19 protein-coding genes are annotated in these 21,129 nt (G+C 59.8%); 11 read left to right on the plus strand and 8 right to left on the minus strand.

Annotated features, from left to right (window positions below; translation table 11 throughout):
- Positions 1-13: 13 nt before the first annotated feature.
- Positions 14-1,177 carry a hypothetical protein gene (locus tag C8C89_RS20180; protein WP_208327739.1) on the minus strand — a complete coding sequence of 388 codons (1,164 nt, stop codon included), beginning with the start codon at positions 1,175-1,177 and terminating at the stop codon, positions 14-16.
- A 324-nt stretch (positions 1,178-1,501) separates the two neighbouring features.
- Here C8C89_RS20180 and C8C89_RS20185 point away from each other — a divergent pair, with 324 nt between their 5' ends.
- The 11 genes from C8C89_RS20185 to C8C89_RS20235 all read left to right on the plus strand — a co-directional run bounded on the left by C8C89_RS20185 (position 1,502) and on the right by C8C89_RS20235 (position 14,658).
- A complete protein-coding gene (locus tag C8C89_RS20185; protein ID WP_133992156.1) occupies positions 1,502-2,653 on the plus strand; it encodes a DegT/DnrJ/EryC1/StrS family aminotransferase in 1,152 nt (383 codons plus the stop codon).
- On the plus strand, positions 2,650-3,360 hold the full coding sequence (locus tag C8C89_RS20190) for a WbqC family protein (RefSeq protein WP_133992158.1): 711 nt from the start codon (positions 2,650-2,652) through the stop codon (positions 3,358-3,360). Before C8C89_RS20185 ends, C8C89_RS20190 begins: the two co-directional genes overlap by 4 nt.
- A 129-nt stretch (positions 3,361-3,489) precedes the next feature.
- Positions 3,490-4,461, plus strand: coding sequence for a hypothetical protein (locus C8C89_RS20195; protein ID WP_133992160.1), 972 nt, complete (start codon positions 3,490-3,492; stop codon positions 4,459-4,461).
- The gene (locus C8C89_RS20200) at positions 4,458-4,913 is read left to right on the plus strand and encodes a GNAT family N-acetyltransferase (RefSeq protein WP_133992162.1); all 456 of its coding nucleotides are present in this window, start codon (positions 4,458-4,460) and stop codon (positions 4,911-4,913) included. The genes C8C89_RS20195 and C8C89_RS20200 overlap by 4 nt, the downstream gene beginning before the upstream one ends.
- A gap of 134 nt (positions 4,914-5,047) precedes the next feature.
- Positions 5,048-8,260, plus strand: coding sequence for a tetratricopeptide repeat protein (locus C8C89_RS20205; RefSeq protein WP_133992164.1), 3,213 nt, complete (start codon positions 5,048-5,050; stop codon positions 8,258-8,260).
- A 126-nt stretch (positions 8,261-8,386) separates the two neighbouring features.
- Complete coding sequence (locus tag C8C89_RS20210; protein ID WP_133992166.1) at positions 8,387-9,274, plus strand: flagellin; 888 nt, start codon at positions 8,387-8,389, stop codon at positions 9,272-9,274.
- A 180-nt stretch (positions 9,275-9,454) separates the two neighbouring features.
- Positions 9,455-10,324, plus strand: coding sequence for a flagellin (locus C8C89_RS20215; protein WP_133992168.1), 870 nt, complete (start codon positions 9,455-9,457; stop codon positions 10,322-10,324).
- 176 nt (positions 10,325-10,500) lie between these two features.
- Positions 10,501-11,373: a flagellin gene (locus C8C89_RS20220; protein ID WP_133992170.1), complete on the plus strand. Its 873-nt coding sequence runs from the start codon at positions 10,501-10,503 to the stop codon at positions 11,371-11,373.
- A 193-nt stretch (positions 11,374-11,566) separates the two neighbouring features.
- Positions 11,567-12,448: a flagellin gene (locus C8C89_RS20225; protein WP_101480831.1), complete on the plus strand. Its 882-nt coding sequence runs from the start codon at positions 11,567-11,569 to the stop codon at positions 12,446-12,448.
- Between the two features lie 174 nt (positions 12,449-12,622).
- Positions 12,623-13,501: a flagellin gene (locus C8C89_RS20230; protein WP_133992172.1), complete on the plus strand. Its 879-nt coding sequence runs from the start codon at positions 12,623-12,625 to the stop codon at positions 13,499-13,501.
- Positions 13,502-13,557: 56 nt separating this feature from the next.
- A complete protein-coding gene (locus tag C8C89_RS20235; protein WP_208327740.1) occupies positions 13,558-14,658 on the plus strand; it encodes a hypothetical protein in 1,101 nt (366 codons plus the stop codon).
- A gap of 66 nt (positions 14,659-14,724) precedes the next feature.
- On the opposite strand, the gene C8C89_RS20240 is transcribed toward C8C89_RS20235, so the two are convergent.
- Genes C8C89_RS20240 through C8C89_RS20270 form a run of 7 tightly spaced genes read right to left on the minus strand, consistent with a single transcriptional unit; the run spans position 14,725 to position 21,036 of the window.
- On the minus strand, positions 14,725-16,812 hold the full coding sequence (locus C8C89_RS20240) for a flagellar biosynthesis protein FlhA (protein WP_101480829.1): 2,088 nt from the start codon (positions 16,810-16,812) through the stop codon (positions 14,725-14,727).
- Entirely contained in the window at positions 16,809-17,948 is a 1,140-nt protein-coding gene (locus tag C8C89_RS20245) for a flagellar type III secretion system protein FlhB (RefSeq protein ID WP_101480828.1), read from the minus strand. Before C8C89_RS20245 ends, C8C89_RS20240 begins: the two co-directional genes overlap by 4 nt.
- On the minus strand, positions 17,938-18,738 hold the full coding sequence (locus C8C89_RS20250; protein ID WP_133992174.1) for a flagellar biosynthetic protein FliR: 801 nt from the start codon (positions 18,736-18,738) through the stop codon (positions 17,938-17,940). Before C8C89_RS20250 ends, C8C89_RS20245 begins: the two co-directional genes overlap by 11 nt.
- Positions 18,739-18,750: 12 nt before the next feature.
- A complete protein-coding gene (locus C8C89_RS20255) occupies positions 18,751-19,023 on the minus strand; it encodes a flagellar biosynthetic protein FliQ (RefSeq protein WP_034757874.1) in 273 nt (90 codons plus the stop codon).
- Positions 19,024-19,026: 3 nt separating this feature from the next.
- A complete protein-coding gene (fliP, locus tag C8C89_RS20260; RefSeq protein WP_133992176.1) occupies positions 19,027-19,797 on the minus strand; it encodes a flagellar type III secretion system pore protein FliP in 771 nt (256 codons plus the stop codon).
- Entirely contained in the window at positions 19,794-20,159 is a 366-nt protein-coding gene (locus tag C8C89_RS20265) for a FliM/FliN family flagellar motor switch protein (RefSeq protein WP_046684914.1), read from the minus strand. Before C8C89_RS20265 ends, fliP begins: the two co-directional genes overlap by 4 nt.
- Before the next feature lies 1 nt (position 20,160).
- Positions 20,161-21,036, minus strand: a complete 876-nt coding sequence (locus C8C89_RS20270; RefSeq protein WP_243858147.1) for a FliM/FliN family flagellar motor switch protein — start codon at positions 21,034-21,036, stop codon at positions 20,161-20,163.
- Between the last annotated feature and the right edge of the window lie 93 nt (positions 21,037-21,129).

Genomic DNA, 21,129 nt, shown 5'->3' on the forward strand with positions numbered 1-21,129 from the left:
TCTGCGCAATTATTTATTGTATGTTCATCCTGGCCAGCCCAAAGCCGTGCCGTCCCATCTGATTGCCCAAGTAAAGCAGGTAAATCTCGCCATCCAGAGCAAACACGTGCGGGAAGCACACCATTTCCGAGTCCCAGCCCTCTTCGGACACGCTCAGTCCCACCTTGCTGTCGTCGCGCTCCCAGTGCAGCAGATCGTCCGATACCGCGTAACCGAGCTTGTAGCCGCCATCCTTCCCGTGGTAGTTCTCATGCGCCCGATAACAGAACAGCATGTGGTATTTGCCGCCAGACTCGAAGACATCGGGACAGGCCTGGCATTCGTTGTCGCCTATCACGCACTCGACCAGGTCGCGATCTTCCTTCACCCAGTGCACTCCATCGTCCGAAGTGGCCATACGTATGTGATACACAGGCTCCGCCCTGCGGCCGGTATTCACCCACCGTTTGCCGGCGCTATACCACATATGCCAGCGCGCACCGAACCTCCGGACCCGAGGAGTCGTCAGAAAAAATGGCTCATTCGGGGTGCAGGGCAAAAGAGGTCCGGGTCCCAGGCGAGTGAAAGTATTGCCGCCATCGCTGCTGACTGCGGCACCTATATTGATGGTAAACGGTACCGATTCGCAACGGGTATAACCTACGTAGTAGGCCATCACGTCATCGTCGCGCGCCACCACCGACGTAAAATAGGCGCCGAATTCGTCAAACGTGCCGAGGCCGCCCAATTCCAGCAATGGCTGCTCGCTGACGCCGACCAATTCGAAAAGGTTGTCGCGCCGGAAATCGGCGTAGGCGGAAAGGCTGACATAATTACCCTGCGCATCGGGAGGCGGACGGCAGGCAAAATACACACGCACCACTTGGTCCATGACCACAACTGATGGCGCCTGGGAAAACTCATTCATCCAGGGGCGATCTCTCACTGTCGACGGGTCGAACATTTTCCCCAGCTTTTCCCACTTGAACATCGCTCGCTTCTCCAATCGAAAATAGGGCCAGATCAACTCTGCGCCGCCGTTGAGCAGTGAAAGACAATCTTGCCAGCGGACAAGATTATCGCATATTCCCCTGGCAGTGAAAGTGAAATTAGGCCGCATGGGCAATGCCGCGAAGCGCGCCAGGCTCACCGTAAAGAAGTTCGCCAGCCCCCATTCACCTGGCGTTCCGTGCAGCACGGGAAGCGCCCGCCTGCCGAGGCGTGGCGCTGTTTTTTTCGCATCGAAAACGCCCTATTCCCCGGTACTACGACCAACTTGCAACAGCAAGCGGGCCAAGCTACCACGTACGCATATAAATTCGATCGGGAAAGTTTCTCTTAAGCACTTCCAACAGTTACAATTCCCGTTGCTAAACATTTTCATTCCTGTCCATGAACGCGAACGCTGCTCCGGCTATGCCCATCAACCCTGAACAGATTGTGCATCTGCGCGTCCGTGAAACATTCAAAATGGACATTGATATCATGATTGTCGAACTGCCTATTGCATCCGGGAACACGCATGTATCCTGACGCCCTGACCAAGCCGGTCTATGTTACCCAGCCTGTGCTGCCGCCGCTGGAGGATTTCCTTCCTTACTTACAGGAAATCTGGCAAAACAAGATCCTGACGAATGGTGGACCATTCCATCAGCAGCTGGAGCAGGCCCTTTGCGACTACCTCGGCGTCAAACATATCAGCCTGTTTACCAATGGCACGCTGGCCCTGATCACAGCCTTGCAGTCGCTGCGCATCACCGGCGAAGTCATCACGACGCCGTATTCGTTCGTGGCCACAGCGCATTCACTGCTGTGGAACGGCATCAAACCGGTGTTTGTCGATATCGATCCGCACACTTTCAACCTCGATCCCTCAAAAATCGAAGCGGCCATTACGCCGCAGACAACCGCCATCATGCCGGTGCACTGCTACGGTCACCCTTGCGAGGTCGATCGCATACAAAAAATTGCGGACAATTACGGTCTGAAAGTCATCTACGATGCAGCTCACGCATTTGGCGTCAGACATGCGGGCGGCAGCGTGCTCAATGACGGCGATCTGTCCGTACTGAGCTTTCATGCCACTAAAGTATTCAATACCTTTGAGGGTGGCGCGATCATTTCACCGGATGCCAAGACCAAGCAGCGTATTGACCATTTGAAAAATTTTGGTTTTGTCGATGAAACAACCGTCGTTGCGCCTGGCATTAACGGCAAAATGAGTGAAATCAACGCCGCCTTCGGGCTACTGCAACTCAAGAATATCGATACGACCCTTGCTCAGCGCAAAGAAGTCGACGCGCGCTACCGCAGAAATCTGGCGCACGTGCGGGGCATCGACTGCATCCCCCCTCCGCCCAACGTCACCACCAACCACGCATATTTCCCGATACTGGTCAGGCCAGACTACCCGCTGAGCCGCGATGCCCTGTTCACGAAATTGCGCGAAAGTAATATTTACGCGCGACGCTATTTTTATCCGCTGATCAGTGACTTCCCCATGTACCGCGGCATGCCATCGGCTGCGCCAGCGAATCTCCCGGCTGCCCGCGTTGCCGCGGAACAGGTGATTTGCCTGCCGCTGTATCCCACGCTGGAGACGCAACAAATCGACGCCATCAGTCACCTGATTGCGCAATACGGGGCGCCGCCAGTGCTGCTGCAGGCAGTATGAGAGTGGCCATCATGCAGCCGTATTTTCTGCCCTACATCGGCTATTTCCAGCTAATCGCGGCCGCGGACCTGTTTATTGTCTATGACAATATCAAATACACCAAGAAAGGCTGGATCAACCGTAATCGCATGCTGTTCAATGACAAGGACACCACCTTCACCTTGCCCTTAAAAAATGCTTCTGATCACTTGCATGTCTGCGAACGCGAAATTTCACCGCAGTTCGATGCGGAAAAACTGCTAAACCAATTCAAAGGCGCATATCGGCGCGCGCCGTATCTGCGCGAGACTATGGCGCTGCTGGAAAGCATCGTGCACCACCCTGCTGCGAACCTGTTTGAATTCCTGCTGCACAGCCTGGCACAGACCTGCGGGCACCTTGGCATCGCCACACCGTTCCAGCGTTCTTCGGAGATCGCCATCGACCATGCGCTCAAGGGCCAAGACAAGGTTCTGGCCCTGTGCCAGGCCACCGGGGCAGACCGTTACATCAACCCCATTGGCGGCCTGCAACTGTATCGCGAGGCGGATTTCCTCGCCAATGGCATCGTGCTGGAGTTCCTGCAGTCGCGCCTGCCCCCCTACCCCCAAAGCGGGGGCGAATTCGTGCCGTGGCTATCCATCATCGACGTGATGATGTTTACTGCTCCGGCTTCCTTGCAGACGGCCATTCGCCAGCAATTCGACATGACGCGGCCCACGGCGTGAGGCCGCAGGACTCGGCATGACAGCACACCCAACACAACAGGCACGGGACCTCCCCGCCGCGACATCAGCAAGGCTGGCATCGCCATGGCGCAGCAACCTTGACCAGGCAGCATCGAAAGGACATTACGCATGAACAAAACCATGCAATGGAAGAAACTTGGCCACATATTCGACCCTGCCGATCATGTGCTGGCAAATGACTGCAAGCACTTTGCGCAATCGCCACAAGCGTTGGTCTTCGACGATTTCGTGCGCATCTATTTCTCTACCCGCGCAGTGGATCCCGCAAATGGCAAATACCTGAGCCACGTGTCCTTCGTCGATATGCGCAAGGATCTGCGCACGATCATCGGCGTTGCCAGGCAACCCGTCATCACCCTCGGTGGCCTGGGATGTTTCGACGAACATGGCATTTTCCCAATGAACGTCATGCGCCATGGCGACGCCGTATATGGCTACACATGCGGCTGGAACCGACGCGTTTCCGTTTCCGTCGATACGGCCATCGGCCTGGCCATCAGCCACGACAATGGGCTGACGTTCGAGCGCATCGGCCCCGGCCCGGTCCTCGGCCCATCACTGCACGAGCCTTGCCTGGTCGGCGATGGTTTCGTCAAGCACATCAACGGTGTCTTTCACATGTGGTACATTTTTGGCACAGGCTGGCGGCGCTACAGCCAGGACAACGCTCCCGACCGCACCTACAAGATCGGCCATGCCACGTCCAGTGACGGCATCAACTGGACCAAGGAAGAGGCGCGCCAGATCATCACGGACCGTCTTGGCCCCGATGAAAGCCAGGCACTGCCCACGGTGATTACCATTGAGGGGCGCCACCATATGTTCTTCTGCTACCGGCAATCATCGGATTTCCGCGTGAACAGCGGGCGCGCCTATCGCATCGGCCACGCCTGGTCCGACGACCTGACGAACTGGACGCGCAACGACTGCCAGCTAGGCCTGGAAGGCACCGAGGGTGAATGGGATGGGGAAATGCAGTGCTATCCGCATGTATTCGAGTGCGACGGCAGCGTCTACCTGCTGTATAACGGCAACCAGTTCGGCCGCCATGGTTTCGGCCTCGCCAAGCTGGAACGATGAATACCGCACTGGACTTGCGGCGCGAACAGGCCTCGGCCGCAGAACTCATGACGCATTTTCTCGCCTGCGATCCCGCATTCCTCGCGTCCTTGCGTGCACGCACCAGTTTGCCTGATTACGCCAGCAAGCTGCACGCACGCGCGCTGCGCTTCGAAGCGTGGTCAGGCGGGCGGCTAGCCGGCTTGCTGGCCGTCTATCATGACTCCACGGCGGGTGTGGCCTACATCAGCAACGTCAGCGTGTTGACAGATTACTGCCGCCAGGGCGTCGCCAGCCAGATGCTCACCACCTGCCTTGCGCATGCGCGCCAGCAAGGGCTGCGCGCAATCACGCTGGAAGTGGCGCGCGACAATCAGCCGGCCATCGCGCTGTATCACCGCCATGGCTTTTCCCCCCTGCCCGGAGCCGATGACGAGCGCTTGCGCATGCAATTACAATTCAGGCATCCCTAGCCCGGCGCTAGCAGCGCAGTACCTTGGCTGCGTATTGTTGCAAAACGGATATAGCGAAAAAATTCCACACGGAAACTCTCTATTTCAATTCCCAGCAGTTACAATTCGCGCTGGCACATCTTCCTCCGACATCCATGAGCACCCAGACCCCTGAAGCAGTGAACCTCGACGCTGATCTGCAGCGCGCTATCGAACATCACCAGGCAGGGCGCCATGCGGAAGCGGAGGCGCTGTATCTGTCAATAGTGCAGGCACAGCCATATCATGCCATTGCCAACCACAATGTCGGCCTGCTGGCCGGGCAACTGGGCTTTCACGATGCGGCGCTGCCCTATTTGCGCACGGCGCTGTCGGTCAATCCGGACGAAGGCCAATTCTGGATCTCCTATGCAAATGGCCTGCTGGCGGCGGAACAGGCCGAACATGGACTGGAAATCATTGAAAGCGCGATCCAGCGCGGACTCGATAACGCGGAGTCACAGGCATTGTTGGCTCGCGCCCAAGTCGCAGTCGCGCAGCTGCCACAGACCCCATGCGCAGAGGAAATGCAACATGTGATTGCGTTGTATAACGCGGGCCAGTACGCGCAGCTCGAGAGTGCCACGCGCGCCCTTATCGCCAGCTATCCTGAATCGGGCTTTGCATGGAGCGTCCTCGGTACGGCCTTGCAACTGCAGGGGAAAGATGCGCTGTCGACTTTACAAAAAACCGTGGCGCTCACACCACACGATGCGGAAGCCCATGGCAATTTGGGCAATGCCTGGCAAGCTACAGGACAATACGAACAATCCATTGAATCCTATCTGCGAGCACTGGAGATCCAGCCCGACTTTGCCGAAGCGCATGGCAACCTGGGCAGTGCACTGGTGGCGCTGGGGCGGCTGGACGAGGCGGAGCACGCGTATCGCCAGGCCTTGACCATCAATCCGGCCTATGCCATGGCACACTTCAATTTAGGCAACACCCTCAAGTCGCTGGGCGACCTGGACGGCGCCGTTACCAGTTATCGCCAAGCGCTGGAGATCGTGCCTGACGATGCCGAACTGCACGGCAACCTGGGCAATGCGCTGCAGGCCCTCGGGCAGCTCGACGATGCGGCGGCCAGTTACCGGCGCGCCATCGCGCTGGCGCCGGACTATGCCTTGGTCCACAGCAACCTGGGCGCCACCTTGCAAGACCTGGAGCAGCTGGACGAAGCGCTGGCCTGCCATGCAACGGCGGTGCGCCTCGACGCTGGCAATGCCGCTTTCCAGAATGGCTTGGGACTGTGCCTAAATGCGCTGGAGCGGCAGGAAGAGGCGCTCGATGCCTTCCAGCGTGCGCATGATAGCAGCCCCATGGACATTGGCATCTGCACCAATCTCGGCAGCACGCTGCTGACGATGGATCGCAAGCCGCAGGCTCTGGACATCTATCAGGCCCTGGTGGAACTGGATGCGGAAAATGCCCTCAACTATAACAATCTGGGCCTGATTCTGCTGGAGCTGGCACGCCTGGACGACGCCATTGCAATGCACCGCAAGGCGCTGCAGCTGGACCCTGGCTACGGCAAGACCCTGCTACATCTGGCAGATGCCCTGACTGCCGCGCGCGACTTCGACGGCGCGGTCGATTGCCAACGCCAGGCGCTGGCACTGGATCCGGAGTCGGCCGACTTGCACAACAGGCTCGGCATCGCCCTGCAAAAAGCCAAATGCTATGACGAAGCACTGCTCGTGTACGCCAAGGCACTCGAATTTGAAACCGGGCATGCCATCGTGCATAGCAATATCGGTGCCGTGCTGCATGACCAGAAGCGCCACGAAGAGGCGTTGGAGCAATACCGCAAGGCGATCGCGCTCGACCCCGGCTTTGCCGCCGCCCACCTGAACATGGGCATCGCGTATCGCATGCTGAGCCACTATGACGAGGCCATCGCCGCGTTCAACCAGGCGATCGCGCTCAAGCCTGCCTACCTGGAGGCGCATGCCAGCCTGGGCGCAACCTTGTGCGAAAAAGGCATGCTGCAGGAAGCCATCGCCAGTTGCCGGGCCGCCCTGGCCATCGATCCGCAATGCGCCCCCGTGTATAGCAACTTGCTGTTTTGCCTGACGCACCTGGATTACCCTGATCCGGCCCTGCTGTTTGCGGAACACCAGAAATTTGCCGACATATTCGAAACGCCGCTGCGCGCCAGCTGGCCGCAACACCGCAATGACCGCGATCCGGAGCGGGTGCTGAAGGTGGGCTTTGTCTCGGGTGACTTCAATAACCACGCGGTGGCTAATTTTGTCCTACCCATCTTCCATCACCTGAGCCCCTCACCACGCGTCGTGTTGTATGGTTACTACACCAATGTGCTCGAGGATGACTGCACCGCGCGCATCCGCGAACTGCTGCACCATTGGCGCCCCGTGAATCACCTCAGCAATACCGAGCTGGCGGCGCAGATTGAAAACGACAGGATCGATGTCCTGATCGACCTGTCGGGCCATACAGGCATCAACCGCTTGCTGGCCTTTGCCCACAAACCGGCGCCAGTACAGGCAAGCTGGATGGGCTACCCTGGCACCACGGGCCTGAAAGCCATCGATTACTTCCTGTGCGACCGCTTTTACCTGCCGCCTGGCGAGATGGAAAAGCAGTTCAGCGAAGCCATCGCCTATCTGCCGGCTGCTGCGCCGTTCCTGCCGTCCGCGATGTCGCCATCCGTGAATGCCCTGCCTGCGTTGCAGAACGGCTATATGACCTTCGGCAGCTTCAACCGGCCGAACAAACTCAGCCGCGAAGTGATCGCCGCCTGGGCGCAACTGCTGCGCGCCGTACCCACCGCACGCATGCTGATGGGTGCGATGCCAAAAAGCGGCACCTTCGATACTTACATCGACTGGTTCGCCAGCGAGGGCATCGCGCGCGACCGCCTCGAGTTTCATCCGCGCACCTCAACCGAGGAATATTTGCATTTGCATCACAAAGTAGACCTGTGCCTCGACACTTTCCCATATACAGGCGGCACCACCACCATGCATGCCCTGTGGATGGGCGTGCCCACGCTGACCATCCCGGGCAACACCTTGCCGGGCAGGGTCACGGCATGCGCCCTCAGCCACATGGGCCTGACCGCCTTCATCGCGCGCGACACCGATGATTTCGTTGCCAAGGGCACGTATATCGCCAACGATCCGGCGCTGCTGGCCAATATCCGCAGCAATTTGCGCCAACTGATTGAAAATTCGGCCATGGGTCGCTCGGAAGTCATCGCCGCCGGTCTCGAAGGCGCCATGCGCGCCATGTGGCACCGCTGGTGCGAAGGCAAGGCAGCGGCCACCTTCGAGATTGAACTGGATTCTCATGAGGAAATTGCCTGACAGCGCCCTGGCCGCATAAATATTTCCAGAAAGCATTTAATAAAAAAGCGCTGATGGTCGTCCTGTAGTGATGGAGAGCGCAACTTTGCAGCTCCCGGCCGAATTTACCCTATTAGGAGTTTTCCCATGCTGAGTTTGCATACCAACAACGCGTCGCTGTCCGCACAAAACTCGATTGCAAAAACGCAATCGCAATTGTCGACCTCGATGACCCGCCTGAGCACCGGCTACCGCATCAATTCGGCTATGGACGACGCCGCCGGCCTGCAGATCGCCACACGTCTGAAAGCCCAGACCAGCGGCATGACCGTTGCCATGAGCAACACGCAAAACAGCACCTCGATGCTGCAAACGGCCGAAGGCGCGTTTGGCGAAGTGACCAACATGCTGGTGCGCATGAAGGATCTGGCTACGCAAGCGGCAGATGCCTCGTCGAACACGGATGATCAGAAAGCCATGCAGGCGGAGTTCGACGCCCTGGGCCAAGAACTGTACAACATCATGAGCAACACCACGTTCGGCGGCAGCAAGCTGCTGGGCGACGGTGCCGGCACCGCCGGTTCGCCGACCCTGTCGACCACCATGACGTTCCAGATTGGCGCAAGCTCGACGGAAAAAATGTCGATCGACGTCTCGGGTGGCATGTCGACCCTGAACACGGCGCTGAAAGCCGTGTCGACCAAATTCTCGTCGGTTGCCACGACGACCGCCGGCGCCGAAATCTCCACGGGCACCGCCGCCAATACCATGATCAAGACACTGGCCGATGCCATCGACAACGTCGGCACCGTGCGCTCCGCACTGGGCGCCGCAGCCAACCGTCTGGACCACATCAACAGCAACCTGTCGAATATCTCGACCAACACCAAGGCCGCGACCGGACGCATCATGGACGTTGACTTCGCTACCGAAAGCTCGAACATGACGTCGTCGCAAATGCTGCTGCAAGCCGGCACCGCGATGCTGAAACAAAGCAACAGCATGTCCTCGATGGTCATGTCCCTGCTGCAATAATCGACTGCACTTCAAGACCAGCCCCGGCAAGCGATTGCCGGGGCTTTTTTCATCCAGCAACATCCATATAAAAAATTTCCATATGGCATTTAATAAACGTCGAGGCATGGTCGTCTTGTACTAAGGAGAGCGCGATGGTTCGCGGCTCCCGACCGAACATACTTATTAGGAGTTTTTCCAATGCTGAGCCTGCATACCAACAATGCGTCGCTGTCCGCGCAAAATTCGATTGCTAAAACGCAATCGCAACTGTCCACCTCGATGACCCGCCTGAGCACAGGCTACCGCATCAATTCGGCCATGGATGACGCGGCCGGCCTGCAGATCGCCACGCGCTTGAAAGCCCAGACCAGCGGTATGACCGTTGCCATGAGCAACACGCAAAACAGCACCTCGATGCTGCAAACGGCCGAAGGCGCGTTTGGTGAAGTCACCAACATGCTGATCCGCATGAAGGATCTGGCAACGCAAGCCGCCGATGCCTCGTCGAACACCGACGACAAGACCGCCATGCAAGCCGAGTTCGATGCTCTGGGTTCGGAACTGGCCAACGTCATGACCAACACCACCTTCGGCGGCAGCTTGTTGCTGGGCGATGGCACGGGCACCACCGGCACGCTGTCGTCGGCCATGACCTTCCAGATCGGCGCGAGCTCGACGGAAAAAATGTCGATCGACGTCACCGCCGGCATGACCGGCCTGGCAGCTGCCCTGAAAGCCGTTTCGGCCAGCTTCTCCACCGCCGGTGCCGCCGGTACGGAATTGACGGCAGCGGCCAACGCCGCCATCGGCAACTTGACCACCGCCATCGACAAGGTTGGCACCGTGCGCTCGGCCCTGGGCGCCGCCGCCAACCGCCTTGACCACATCAACAGCAACCTGTCGAACATCGCCACCAACACCAAGGCCGCGACCGGCCGCATCATGGACGTTGACTTCGCCACCGAAAGCTCGAACATGACGTCGTCGCAAATGCTGCTGCAAGCCGGCACCGCGATGCTGAAACAAAGCAACAGCATGTCCTCGATGGTCATGTCCCTGCTGCAATAATCGACTACGCCTCAAGAACAGCCCCGGCAAGCGATTGCCGGGGCTTTTTTCATGACCGTACGCGATTATGAAAAATTTCCATACAGCATTTAATAAGCCGGCAGATCTGGTCGTCTTGTACTAATGAGGGCAAGAAACGTTGCCCCTCGACGAATTCACCTTACAGGAGCAACACCATGCTGAGCCTTCACACCAATAACGCATCGCTGTCCGCACAGAACTCGATTGCCAAGACCCAATCGCAGCTGTCGACCTCGATGACACGCCTGAGCACCGGCTACCGCATCAACTCCGCCATGGATGACGCGGCCGGCCTGCAGATCGCCACGCGCCTGAAAGCCCAGACCAGCGGCATGACCGTTGCCATGAGCAACACGCAAAACAGCACCTCGATGCTGCAAACTGCTGAAGGCGCGTTTGGCGAAGTCACTAACATGCTGGTACGCATGAAGGATCTGGCCACCCAAGCTGCCGATGCCTCGTCGAACGCACAAGACAAGACCGCCATGCAGGCAGAGTACAACGCCCTGGGCCAGGAACTGTACAACGTCATGACCAACACCACCTTCGGCGGCAGCTTGCTGATGGGTAATGGCACAGGCACCACCGGCACGCTGTCGGCCGCCATGACCTTCCAAATCGGCGCGAGCTCGACGGAAAACATGTCGATCGACGTCAAGCAAAACATGGTTGACCTGTCGGCATCGCTGCTGGCCGCGACGAAGAACTTCGCCGCCGCTGCCTCGACCGGCGCGTCGGAACTGACCACCACCGCCAACGCCACCATCGACCTGCTGGCCACGGCCATCAACGACGTGGGTACCGTACGCTCGGCCCTGGGCGCTGCCGCCAACCGCCTCGACCACATCAACAGCAACCTGTCGAACATCGCCACCAACACCAAGGCCGCGACCGGCCGCATCATGGACGTCGATTTCGCCACCGAAAGCTCGAACATGACGTCGTCGCAAATGCTGCTGCAAGCAGGCACCGCGATGTTAAAACAAAGCAATAGCATGTCCTCGATGGTCATGTCCTTGTTGCAATAATTTTCTTCCTGTAGTTTCCGCTGGTACCGGCCAGCAAGAAAGCCAGACCGCGCGTCTGGCTTTCTTACACCCATCGCATTCTATTAAATAATTTTCACACAGCATTTAACGTTTACCTCCAAGTGGTCGCCTATTTTGCTTGAGGACGAAAAATACTACCGTCCTGCAATGCATTTACCACAGGAGTTACCATATGCTGAGCCTACACACCAACAACGCATCGCTGTCCGCACAGAACTCGATCGCCAAGACCCAATCGCAACTGTCGACCTCGATGACACGCTTGTCCACCGGCTACCGCATCAACTCAGCCATGGACGACGCCGCCGGCCTGCAGATCGCCACGCGCCTGAAAGCGCAGACCAGCGGCATGACCGTTGCCATGAGCAACACGCAAAACAGCACCTCGATGCTGCAAACGGCTGAAGGTGCGTTTGGCGAAGTCACTAACATGCTGGTACGGATGAAGGATCTGGCTACGCAAGCGGCCGATGCTTCGTCGAACGGCCAGGACAAAACCGCCATGCAAGCCGAATACGACGCGCTGGGCCTGGAACTGTACAACGTCATGACCAACACCACCTTTGGTGGCCAGACCCTGCTGGGCGACGGCACCGCCGGCAAGGGTACGCTGTCGGATGCGATGACCTTCCAGATCGGCGCAAGCTCGACGGAAAAAATGAGCATCAACGTATCCACTGACATGGGCGCGCTGAACACCAAGCTGATTGCGCTGTCGGCCAACAATTTCAAGGCCAGCACCGCAGGCGTGGGTACCGAACTGACTGCCGCCGGTACCGCCAATACCACCATCGACAAACTGGCAGCTGCCATCGACAACGTCGGCACCGTGCGTTCCGCCCTGGGCGCCGCCGCCAACCGTCTCGACCACATCAACAGCAACCTGTCGAACATCGCCACCAACACCAAAGCCGCTACCGGCCGCATCATGGACGTTGACTTCGCCACCGAAAGCTCGAACATGACATCGTCGCAAATGCTGCTGCAAGCCGGCACCGCGATGCTGAAACAAAGCAACAGCATGTCCTCGATGGTCATGTCCCTGCTGCAATAATCTATGCTTGGCCGCTTGCGGCCAGCAACGCAAAGCCAGGCTGCGGTCTGGCTTTTTTTTATATGCGAAACGTATTAATTTGACTATATTGCCTTTCGATTTAACAATGCTGGCGCCACAGTCGCCTATACAAGATAGACCCGTTTCACCCTCACCGCCCACCGGAGCCGCCAAGTGCTGAGCATTCACACCAATATCGCCGCACTGTACGCACAACGCGCGATGGGATGGGCGCATAGCCAGTTATCCACATCGATGCAGCGCCTCTCCACCGGCTTTCGCATCAACTCGGCCATGGACGACGCAGCTGGCCTGCAAATCGCCACGCGCCTCAGTGCCCAGGTGAGCGGCATGACGGTGGCCATGCGCAATACGCAGAACAGTACCTCGATGCTGCAGACGGCCGAAGGCGCGTTTGGCGAAGTGACCAGCATGCTAGTACGCATGAAAGACCTGGCCACGCAGGCGGCCGACGCTTCCTCCAACCAGACAGACCGCGACGCCATGCAGTCCGAATACGATGCGCTGGGGCTGGAACTGTACAACGTCATGACGAATACCACCTACGGCGGCAGCCTGTTGCTGGGCAATGGTAGTATTGGCAAGGGCACGCTGTCGGAGGCGATGACCTTCCAGATCGGCGCCAGCAGCAGCGAAACCATGAAGTTCGACGTGTCAGGCAAGATGGGCGGAATGGACACGGTTCTGAAAGCCATTTCGGCCAACTTTGCGCCAGGCGCCACGGCCGGCAGCGAAATCGCCACGAATGGCGGCGCCAACAGCATGATCGACCAGCTGGCGGCAGCGCTCGACCAGGTCGGCGGCGTGCGCTCGGCCCTGGGCGCGGCGGCCAACCGCCTCGGCCACGTGCACAACAACCTGGCCAACATGGTCACCAATACCAAGGCCGCCATCGGCCGCATCATGGATGTCGATTACGCGGCGGAAAGCGCCAACATGGTGTCAGCACAAATGTTGCTGCAGGCGAGCACGGCGATGCTCAAGCAAAGCCAGAGCATGCAGAAAATGATACTGTCACTGTTGCAGCCATGATGGCTGATACAGCCTGATTCACCAGCTCGTATAGACTCTCTTCCGGACATAGTGGCATGGCGATAGACCGCATTTCATCGGGTAACCCGGTTCCCCTGATTACCCAGCGCTTCGACGTCAGCCCCGCGACGCCGATGGTGCCGGGCGTGGTGCAGCCGCTGGTGCCCATCGGCCCCTACATGGCGCCCGCGCCGGACGCCGGCACCCTGCCCGCCCAGCTGCAACAGAAGGGACAGGACAGCCTGGCATCCCTCATCAAGCCCAATGCCGATGGTACGGGCGGCGCCATGCCGCGCGACAGCAGCGCCATGCAGGTCAATCAGCTGTTCTTCACGCGCCAGCTGGTCTGGCAGCCGCCCGACGCGGCGCAATTGGCCGCCTCGTGGCGCGTGATGGTCAAGACGTACGGCGAGCAATATGCGGCCCTGCAGGAACAGGCGCGCGGCCAGCACGTACCGGGCAACCTGTTCATGGCCGAGCAGCAACCGGCCCTGCTGCGCGAAGGCGCCCGTCCTCCACTGAGTGTCGACAGCGAAGCGTGGCGCTTTGCCGTGTATGGCTGGGGCGGCCAGCGCCTGCTGCTGCGCGTGCTGGCCAGCGACGAGGAAGACGATGCGGCACCCCGGCGGCGCGGCAAGGTGGCGCTGCGCGTCGAACTGATCATCATCGGCATCGGCCGCGTCGTGATCCAGATGGAACCGGCCGGCGACGGCGTGCTGCTGGAACTGGCTGCCGACGAGGAAGCCGCATTGCGCCATTTGCGCCTGGCCCTGCCCGAAATCGCCGACGCCGTGCGGCGCGCCGGCCTGCGCGTGGTGCGCTGCCGCCTGAACCGCCAGCTTCATGCGCAGCGCGTGCATGGCAATTACCCGATGCAGGCGGGCGCCGCGTCGCTGTCGCTGCCCCTGTTCCGCGCCATGGCCGAAGTGGCGCTGCTGCTGACGCAGCCGGAAGCGGAAGCGGCGGCCGATCCCGAGGCGCCCGCGGCTTCCCGGGGCGAAACTGAAGCGGAAACCATCATCACCTCGAAGGAAGTGGCGGCGCCGCTCGGATACGACTATGGCGATGAGGAAGAAATAGCGCAAGGCAGCACCGTGCTGCTGCTGGCCGACGGCCAGGAGCACGACCTGCTGCCGCCCATCGACGAGCAGGATTGATACAGCAAGATTGATACAACATAAAAAACGGCGCCCGAAGCGCCGTTTTTTTGTTTATTTCACCGTTTACCCCACCGTGCCGATAATGCTCACCTCGCGGTTCTCCGGGATTTCATTATACGACAGCACATGCAGGCCAGGCGCGAACAGGCGCGCGTAGCGGGCCAGCAACGGACGGATCTGCGGCAGCACCAGCAGCAGCGGCGGCGTAGCCTGCTGCTTCATCTGCTCGCGCGCCACCGGCATGTTCACCTGCAACTGTGACAGCAGATGCGGGTCGATCGGGTAATTATCCAGCGTGACCTTGCCCGACTGGCGCGCCTGGTTCAGCGAACCGAGCAGCATGTTTTCCAGCTCGCCACCTAGGTTAAACGCCTGCATTTCCATCTTCTGGCCAAACAGGCCGCTGACGATCTGGCGCCGCAGCGCACAGCGCACTTCGGCCGCCAGCAGGATCGGGTCCTTGGTGGTTTCCGAACTGTCGAGCAAGGTGGTGGCGATGGGCACGATATCCTTCAGTGACACATTTTCTGCCAGCAAGACGCGAAACACGCGCAGCATCTGCGTGTGCGTGAGGGCCTTGTCGAGCGCGCCGGCCAGCTTGGGCGACAGGGCCGTCAGGCGCTCCATCATGTTCGAGACGTCTTCGTGGCGGAACAATTCCGGCAAGTACTCGCGCACCATCTTCGACAAGTGCGTGGCGATCACGCTTGGCGCCTCAATCACCTGGTAACCCAGGCCAAGCGCATGCGCCTTTTCACCGGGTTCGATCCAGGTGACGGGCATGCCGTAAGCCGGCTCAATGCCGGGAATGCCATCGAGCTGGCCATACACGTTCGGCGACGGGATCGCCATCAGGCGGTCGGCCTGCACTTCCGCCTGCGCCACCACGGTGCCCGACAACACGATGGCATATTGCGATGGCTTCAGAGCCAGGTCGTCGCGCACGCCGATGTTCGGCAGCAGCAAGCCCATCGATTCGGACAGGCTCTGGCGCACACCCTTGACACGCTTGTTTAGCGGTTCGCCTTGCGTTTTATCCACCATGCCCACCAGTTTATAGCCGAGCATCACCATCAGCGGTTGCACGGCGGGCAGTTGCTGCCACTCCAGCTCGGCAGGCTTGTCGTCGCGCAAGGCCGCCTCGATGGCCGCCATGCCGGCCGCATCGGGCCCCTTCACGCGCTTGGTCAGGCGCCATGCCACGAAGGCCAGCACACCGGCGAAGGTCATGAACATGAACCACGGCATGCCCGGGATCAATGCCAGCGCCACCATCATGCCGGACGCGCTGAAGATCACCGTTGGCGAAGTCAGTACCTGGCCTGCCACCTGCTGTTCGAAGTCGCCCGAATCGCTGATACGGGTGACCAGGATGGCGGCCGCGGCCGACAGCAGCAGCGCCGGGATCTGCGCCACCAGGCCATCACCGATGGTCAGCAGTGCGTATTGACGGAAAGCATCGCCGAACGACAGGTCGTGCATCAGCGAGCCGATGGCCACGCCACCGACCATATTGATGATCAAAATCAGGATACTGGCGACGGCATCGCCGCGCACGAACTTCGACGCGCCGTCCATGGCGCCATAGAAATCGGCTTCAGCGGCCACATCCTTGCGCCGGATCTGCGCTTTTTCCTGGTTGATCAGGCCGGCGTTCAGGTCGGCGTCGATGGCCATCTGCTTGCCCGGCAAGGCATCGAGGGTAAAGCGCGCGGACACTTCGGAAATACGTTCGGCGCCCTTGGTGACGACGGCGAAGTTGATGATCATCAAGATCACGAAGACCACGATACCGACGACGAAGTTACCACCGATCACCACATTACCGAAGGCCTCGATCACCTTACCGGCCGCGTCCGCGCCCGTATGGCCGTGCAGCAACACCACGCGCGTGGACGCCACGTTCAACGTCAGCCTGAGCATGGTGGTGGCCAGGATCACCGTCGGGAAGACGGAGAAATCAAGCGGCCGCTTGGCCGACACGCTGACCAGGATGACGATCAGAGCCAGCACGATATTGAAAGTGAACAAGATATCGAGCAGCACGGGCGGCAGCGGCAGGATGATCATCGCCAGGATCACCAGCAGGAACAGCGGCGTGGCGAACTTGTGGCGGCGCATTTCGGCAACCAACCGGTTCAGGAAATTCATGAAGGGACTACCTCGCTCAAATGAGATGGCACGGCCATCTCGGTGGGTAATACGGGCTGGGCAGCACGCTGCCCGGACCGGAATGCTTTCAATTGCAGGATGTAGTTGAGTACCTGCGACACGGCCTGGTACAGCTGCACGGGAATCTGCTGCTGTACCTGGCTGGTGTTGTAGATGGCGCGCGCCAGCGGCGGCAACTCCAGCGTTTCGATATTGTGTTCCTTCGCCACTTGCCGGATATACAGCGCCATCTCGTCGACGCCCTTGGCAACGACAAACGGCGCCTCGGCGCGGTCCTGGTCATACTTGAGCGCGACGGCGTAATGCTCGGGATTGACGATCACCACGTCGGCGTCGGGCACGGTCTTGCGCACGCTGCGCCGGCCGATCTGCTGCTGCAGCTGGCGGATGCGCTGGCGCACTTCGGGCCGGCCTTCGCTGCTCTTGTGCTCTTCCTTGACATCCTGCTTGCTCATGCGCTGGTTGCGGGCAAAGAAAAACGCCTGCGCCGGCACGTCGATGATGGCAAACAGGACGAAGACGGAAATGAGCGCCATCAAGCCGTCGAGCATCAGCGCCGAGCCATCGAGCATGGCCTGTTGCAGGGGCCGGTGCTGCAAGTCCACGTACTGCGTCAGGCTGGAGCGGCTCACATGCACGAGCACCATGCCCAGCACGGCGGCCTTGGCGATGGACAGGCCGAATTCAAAAGCATGCTTGGGCGCAATCAGACGACCGAGGTTCTTGGCCGGGCTCAGGCGCTCCATTTTCGGCATCCAGTTCTTCGAGCTGATGACCCAGCCGCCAGGGATCAATGAGCCCAGCACGACGAACAGGGGCACGCAGAACAGCGGTACGATCATCTTGATCAGCAAGCCCACCGACGTCGTAAACGCCATCGACATGGCATTTTCCAGCGCGCCCTTGCTGTCGAGCGGCATAAAGGCCATGGCGAACAGCTCGCGAAAGCTTTGCAGGTAGCCCGGCAGCAGGTAAATAAAGACCTTCATGCTGATCAGGATGCCCAGCGCCGTCGACAGGTCGCGCGAGCGCACCACCTGCCCTTCCTGGCGCGACTTCTTCAGCTTTTGCTGTGAGGCCTTTTCTGTCTTGTCGCCGGTGCTGCTATCCGCCATGGGCCACCCGCATCTGTTCGGCGATCATGTCGAGCACGCGGTTCGTCATCGCTATATAGTGTTCCGGGATAAAGCGCACGATCTGCACCAGCATCAGCAGGCCGAACATGGTGATCATGGAAAAGCCAAGCGAAAACAGGTTCAGCGACGGCGCCACGCGGTTCAGGAAGCCGAAGCCCAGTTGCACCACCATGGTGGAAAAAACGATGGGCAAGGCCAGCAGCATGGCGGCGGCAAAGATCCACGCCACGTTGTAGGCCACCGTCTGCAACAGCAGCGGCCCGTAGCCCTGTCCCACGGGCCAGGCAGTAAAACTGGCGCCGATCACGCCCGTCAGCACGAGGTGGCCGTCGATGGCGAAAAACACGATCATGCACATGATGGTGAGCATCCCCGTAATCACGTCCGACGAGGTGCCATTGAGCGGATCGTTCATGACGGCCATGGAAAAGCCCACCTGGCTCGACACCAGGTAGCCGAGCACCGACATGACCGACATGGCAAAGTGGAAAGCCAGGCCGAGGACGAAGCCGATGATGGCCTGCTCCAGGGTGGCGACGACGGCGCGCAGGGAAAATGGATCGATTTTCAACAAGTCCTGCGAGATGCCCGACGCCTGCATCACGGGCAGCATCAGGATCGCCAGCACCAGCGACAGCAACACTCGCACGGGAACGGGCACCATGGCGTCACCGATGACGGGCGAGGCGCTGAGCATGGCCAGGATGCGGCAGAACGGCCACCACACGGCCAGCAGAAACGGCAGCACCTGATTGAAAATCTGATCCATGGGCGCGCGGCGCTATCCGACCAGGGTGGCCGCGCGCTGAAAAATGGACACGCAATAATCCATCAGGTAACCGGCCATCCAGCGTCCGGCCAGGATCAGCGCCAACAGGGTGACCAGCAGGCGCGGCAGGAAACTCATGGTCTGTTCATTGATCGAGGTGGCCGCCTGCACCAGCGCAACCAACAGGCCCATGAGCAGACCTGGCACGACCAGGATCACCACCAGCAGCATGACGACATGCAGCGCTTCGATGATCAGGTCGACGGCGACTTCAGGGGTAAACATCGTTCAATAGCCCTGTATGCTGGTAACCAAGGTGTTGACGGTCAGGGTCCAGCCGTCGACCAGCACGAACAGCAGCAGCTTGAACGGCAGCGAAATCACCAGCGGCGAGAGCATCATCATGCCCATCGCCATCAGCACCGACGCCACCACCAGATCGATGATGAGGAACGGGATGAACAGCATGCAGCCGATCTGGAACGCCGTCTTGAGTTCGGACAAGACAAACGCCGCCAACTTGACCGTGAAACTATGGTCTTGCGGACGCATGGTGGACGGCTCGCCTGCCAGATGGGCGATCTGCGCCAGCGCAGCCTTGCTCGTCTGCGCCAGCATGAAGCGCGAAATCGGCACTTCGGCGATCTTCAGGGCTTCCTGCATGCCGATCTGGTCGCGATCGTAGGGCACGAACGCATCCTTCCACACCTGGTCACCGATGGGACGCATGACCAGCAGGGTGAGAATCAGGGCGATGCCCGTGACGATGCGGTTGGGCAAACCCTGCTGCAGGCCCAGGGCCTGGCGCAGGAGGGACAGCACGATGACGAAGCGGGTAAAGCTGGTCATCATCATGACCATCACGGGCAGCAGCCCGAGCAGGGTCATGACGACGAGGATCTGCATCTTCACCGACAGGTCAGTCTTCGCGCCCGGCACCACGCCGGACAACAAATCCTGCGCCCCGACGGCGCTGCAGCACAGCATCAAAACGGGGACAGCCAGCGCGGCAGCCAGCGCGCCGCGGCGCCGGCTCAGACCGGGTACCGCCAGCTTCATGCTGTCATCAGGTCGAGATTGAGGCCGTCGAGGTCGATGACTTTCAGGCCATAGTTCTCGCCGGCCACCACCACTTCGGCACGGCCGATCGGCGTGCCGTTGACCTTGATCACCAGCGGTTCGCCGGCCAGCATGTCGAGTTCGATCACGCTTTCCGGGCCGATGGCCATCAGTTCTTCCAGCGAAATGCGGGCCGAGCCCACTTCCAGGGTCAGCGTGACGGGAATCTTGCGCATCATCTGCGGAATGTCGCGCCGCGCGCGGGTGCTGGCCACGTCGGACACGTCGCCCTGGTCGATGATCATGTCATCACCCAGGTCTTCCAGCAGGGTTTCGCTCTGGTTGGTATCGGTCATATTCATATTATTCGACATCTTCAAAGGAGGTTAAACAGAGCTTGCCCTTGTGTTCGGAAACAGCAGCTGTAAAGAGACGGGAGTCGTCGAGCATGACGTCAGTACGGCTGAGGCTGACAGGAATCACGTCGCCCACGCGCAAGTCGAACAAGGCGCCCAGTTGCACCTGCTTGCTGACGAGCCGGCCTTCCAGCGTCACTTGCAGGCGCGAAGCGAGCGGGCGCACGCTGCGCAGCGCCTTCTTCGCCTGCGCGCGCTCGGGCAGCAAGCCGCGCAGCACGTCGGTCATCAGGCGCTTGTCCAGCGAGAACCAGAAGTGGCCGCTCTGCCCGGCTTCGACGTCGCTGAGCGCCACGGTGACAATCCAGCTGCCGCGCGACGGGTGCACGCCCGACTGCACGGCAAACTCGGCACTGGTGTCGATGTCGCTGCTTTTGCCCAATGTTTGCAGGTTTTTGTGGACGCGGGCGAACAAACTGTTCACCAACTGTTGTCCCAACACCACAGCGAGGCGCTCTTCCGTGGCCGTCACGCGCACCTGCGCCGGATCGGGCAGCACACCCTTGGCGCCGGCACTACCGTAGCGATAGTTCAGCACGCTCAAGAGTATCTGCCGTTCGAGCGTGAAGCCCGTCTGGCCGGCCGGCGTGGAAAAACTCAGCCAGCGATTCACGCTGTCCTCGTTTTCGGCGCGCGACAAGGTCACGGCGTCGACCTGGAAATTACCCCAGTAGCGACGGCTCATCGGTTGGCGCAGCGCCACGGCCAGGTCGTCGCGCAGCTGGGCGCCGAATACATGCAGCAAATGGACAGGACGTCCAAGCAGACAGGAATCGAGGACTTGATGGCGCACAGTTTGATCTGTCTTGGTAATGATTGTCATGTAGTGGTCATGTCGGTATTGCGGTGGCAGAACAAATTATACGGATCGCCCGAAATTAAATACAGCATCATCTTGGCCTTGCCGACAGGTGTG

It is taken from the genome of Janthinobacterium sp. 75 (assembly GCF_004365495.1).
In the GTDB taxonomy this organism is placed as follows: Bacteria; Pseudomonadota; Gammaproteobacteria; order Burkholderiales; family Burkholderiaceae_D; genus Janthinobacterium.

What these genes read in the sequence shown, in the direction of transcription:
- C8C89_RS20205 (WP_133992164.1), top strand. Translation starts at nt 5,048, where the DNA reads ATGAGCACCCAGACCCCTGAAGCAGTGAACCTCGACGCTGATCTGCAG.
- C8C89_RS20240 (WP_101480829.1), bottom strand. Translation starts at nt 16,812, where the DNA reads ATGAATTTCCTGAACCGGTTGGTTGCCGAAATGCGCCGCCACAAGTTC.
- C8C89_RS20270 (WP_243858147.1), bottom strand. Translation starts at nt 21,036, where the DNA reads ATGACAATCATTACCAAGACAGATCAAACTGTGCGCCATCAAGTCCTC.
- C8C89_RS20220 (WP_133992170.1), top strand. Translation starts at nt 10,501, where the DNA reads ATGCTGAGCCTTCACACCAATAACGCATCGCTGTCCGCACAGAACTCG.
- C8C89_RS20215 (WP_133992168.1), top strand. Translation starts at nt 9,455, where the DNA reads ATGCTGAGCCTGCATACCAACAATGCGTCGCTGTCCGCGCAAAATTCG.
- fliP (WP_133992176.1), bottom strand. Translation starts at nt 19,797, where the DNA reads ATGAAGCTGGCGGTACCCGGTCTGAGCCGGCGCCGCGGCGCGCTGGCT.
- C8C89_RS20210 (WP_133992166.1), top strand. Translation starts at nt 8,387, where the DNA reads ATGCTGAGTTTGCATACCAACAACGCGTCGCTGTCCGCACAAAACTCG.
- C8C89_RS20255 (WP_034757874.1), bottom strand. Translation starts at nt 19,023, where the DNA reads ATGTTTACCCCTGAAGTCGCCGTCGACCTGATCATCGAAGCGCTGCAT.
- C8C89_RS20190 (WP_133992158.1), top strand. Translation starts at nt 2,650, where the DNA reads ATGAGAGTGGCCATCATGCAGCCGTATTTTCTGCCCTACATCGGCTAT.
- C8C89_RS20250 (WP_133992174.1), bottom strand. Translation starts at nt 18,738, where the DNA reads ATGGATCAGATTTTCAATCAGGTGCTGCCGTTTCTGCTGGCCGTGTGG.
- C8C89_RS20225 (WP_101480831.1), top strand. Translation starts at nt 11,567, where the DNA reads ATGCTGAGCCTACACACCAACAACGCATCGCTGTCCGCACAGAACTCG.
- C8C89_RS20185 (WP_133992156.1), top strand. Translation starts at nt 1,502, where the DNA reads ATGTATCCTGACGCCCTGACCAAGCCGGTCTATGTTACCCAGCCTGTG.
- C8C89_RS20245 (WP_101480828.1), bottom strand. Translation starts at nt 17,948, where the DNA reads ATGGCGGATAGCAGCACCGGCGACAAGACAGAAAAGGCCTCACAGCAA.
- C8C89_RS20200 (WP_133992162.1), top strand. Translation starts at nt 4,458, where the DNA reads ATGAATACCGCACTGGACTTGCGGCGCGAACAGGCCTCGGCCGCAGAA.
- C8C89_RS20265 (WP_046684914.1), bottom strand. Translation starts at nt 20,159, where the DNA reads ATGAATATGACCGATACCAACCAGAGCGAAACCCTGCTGGAAGACCTG.
- C8C89_RS20195 (WP_133992160.1), top strand. Translation starts at nt 3,490, where the DNA reads ATGAACAAAACCATGCAATGGAAGAAACTTGGCCACATATTCGACCCT.
- C8C89_RS20235 (WP_208327740.1), top strand. Translation starts at nt 13,558, where the DNA reads ATGGCGATAGACCGCATTTCATCGGGTAACCCGGTTCCCCTGATTACC.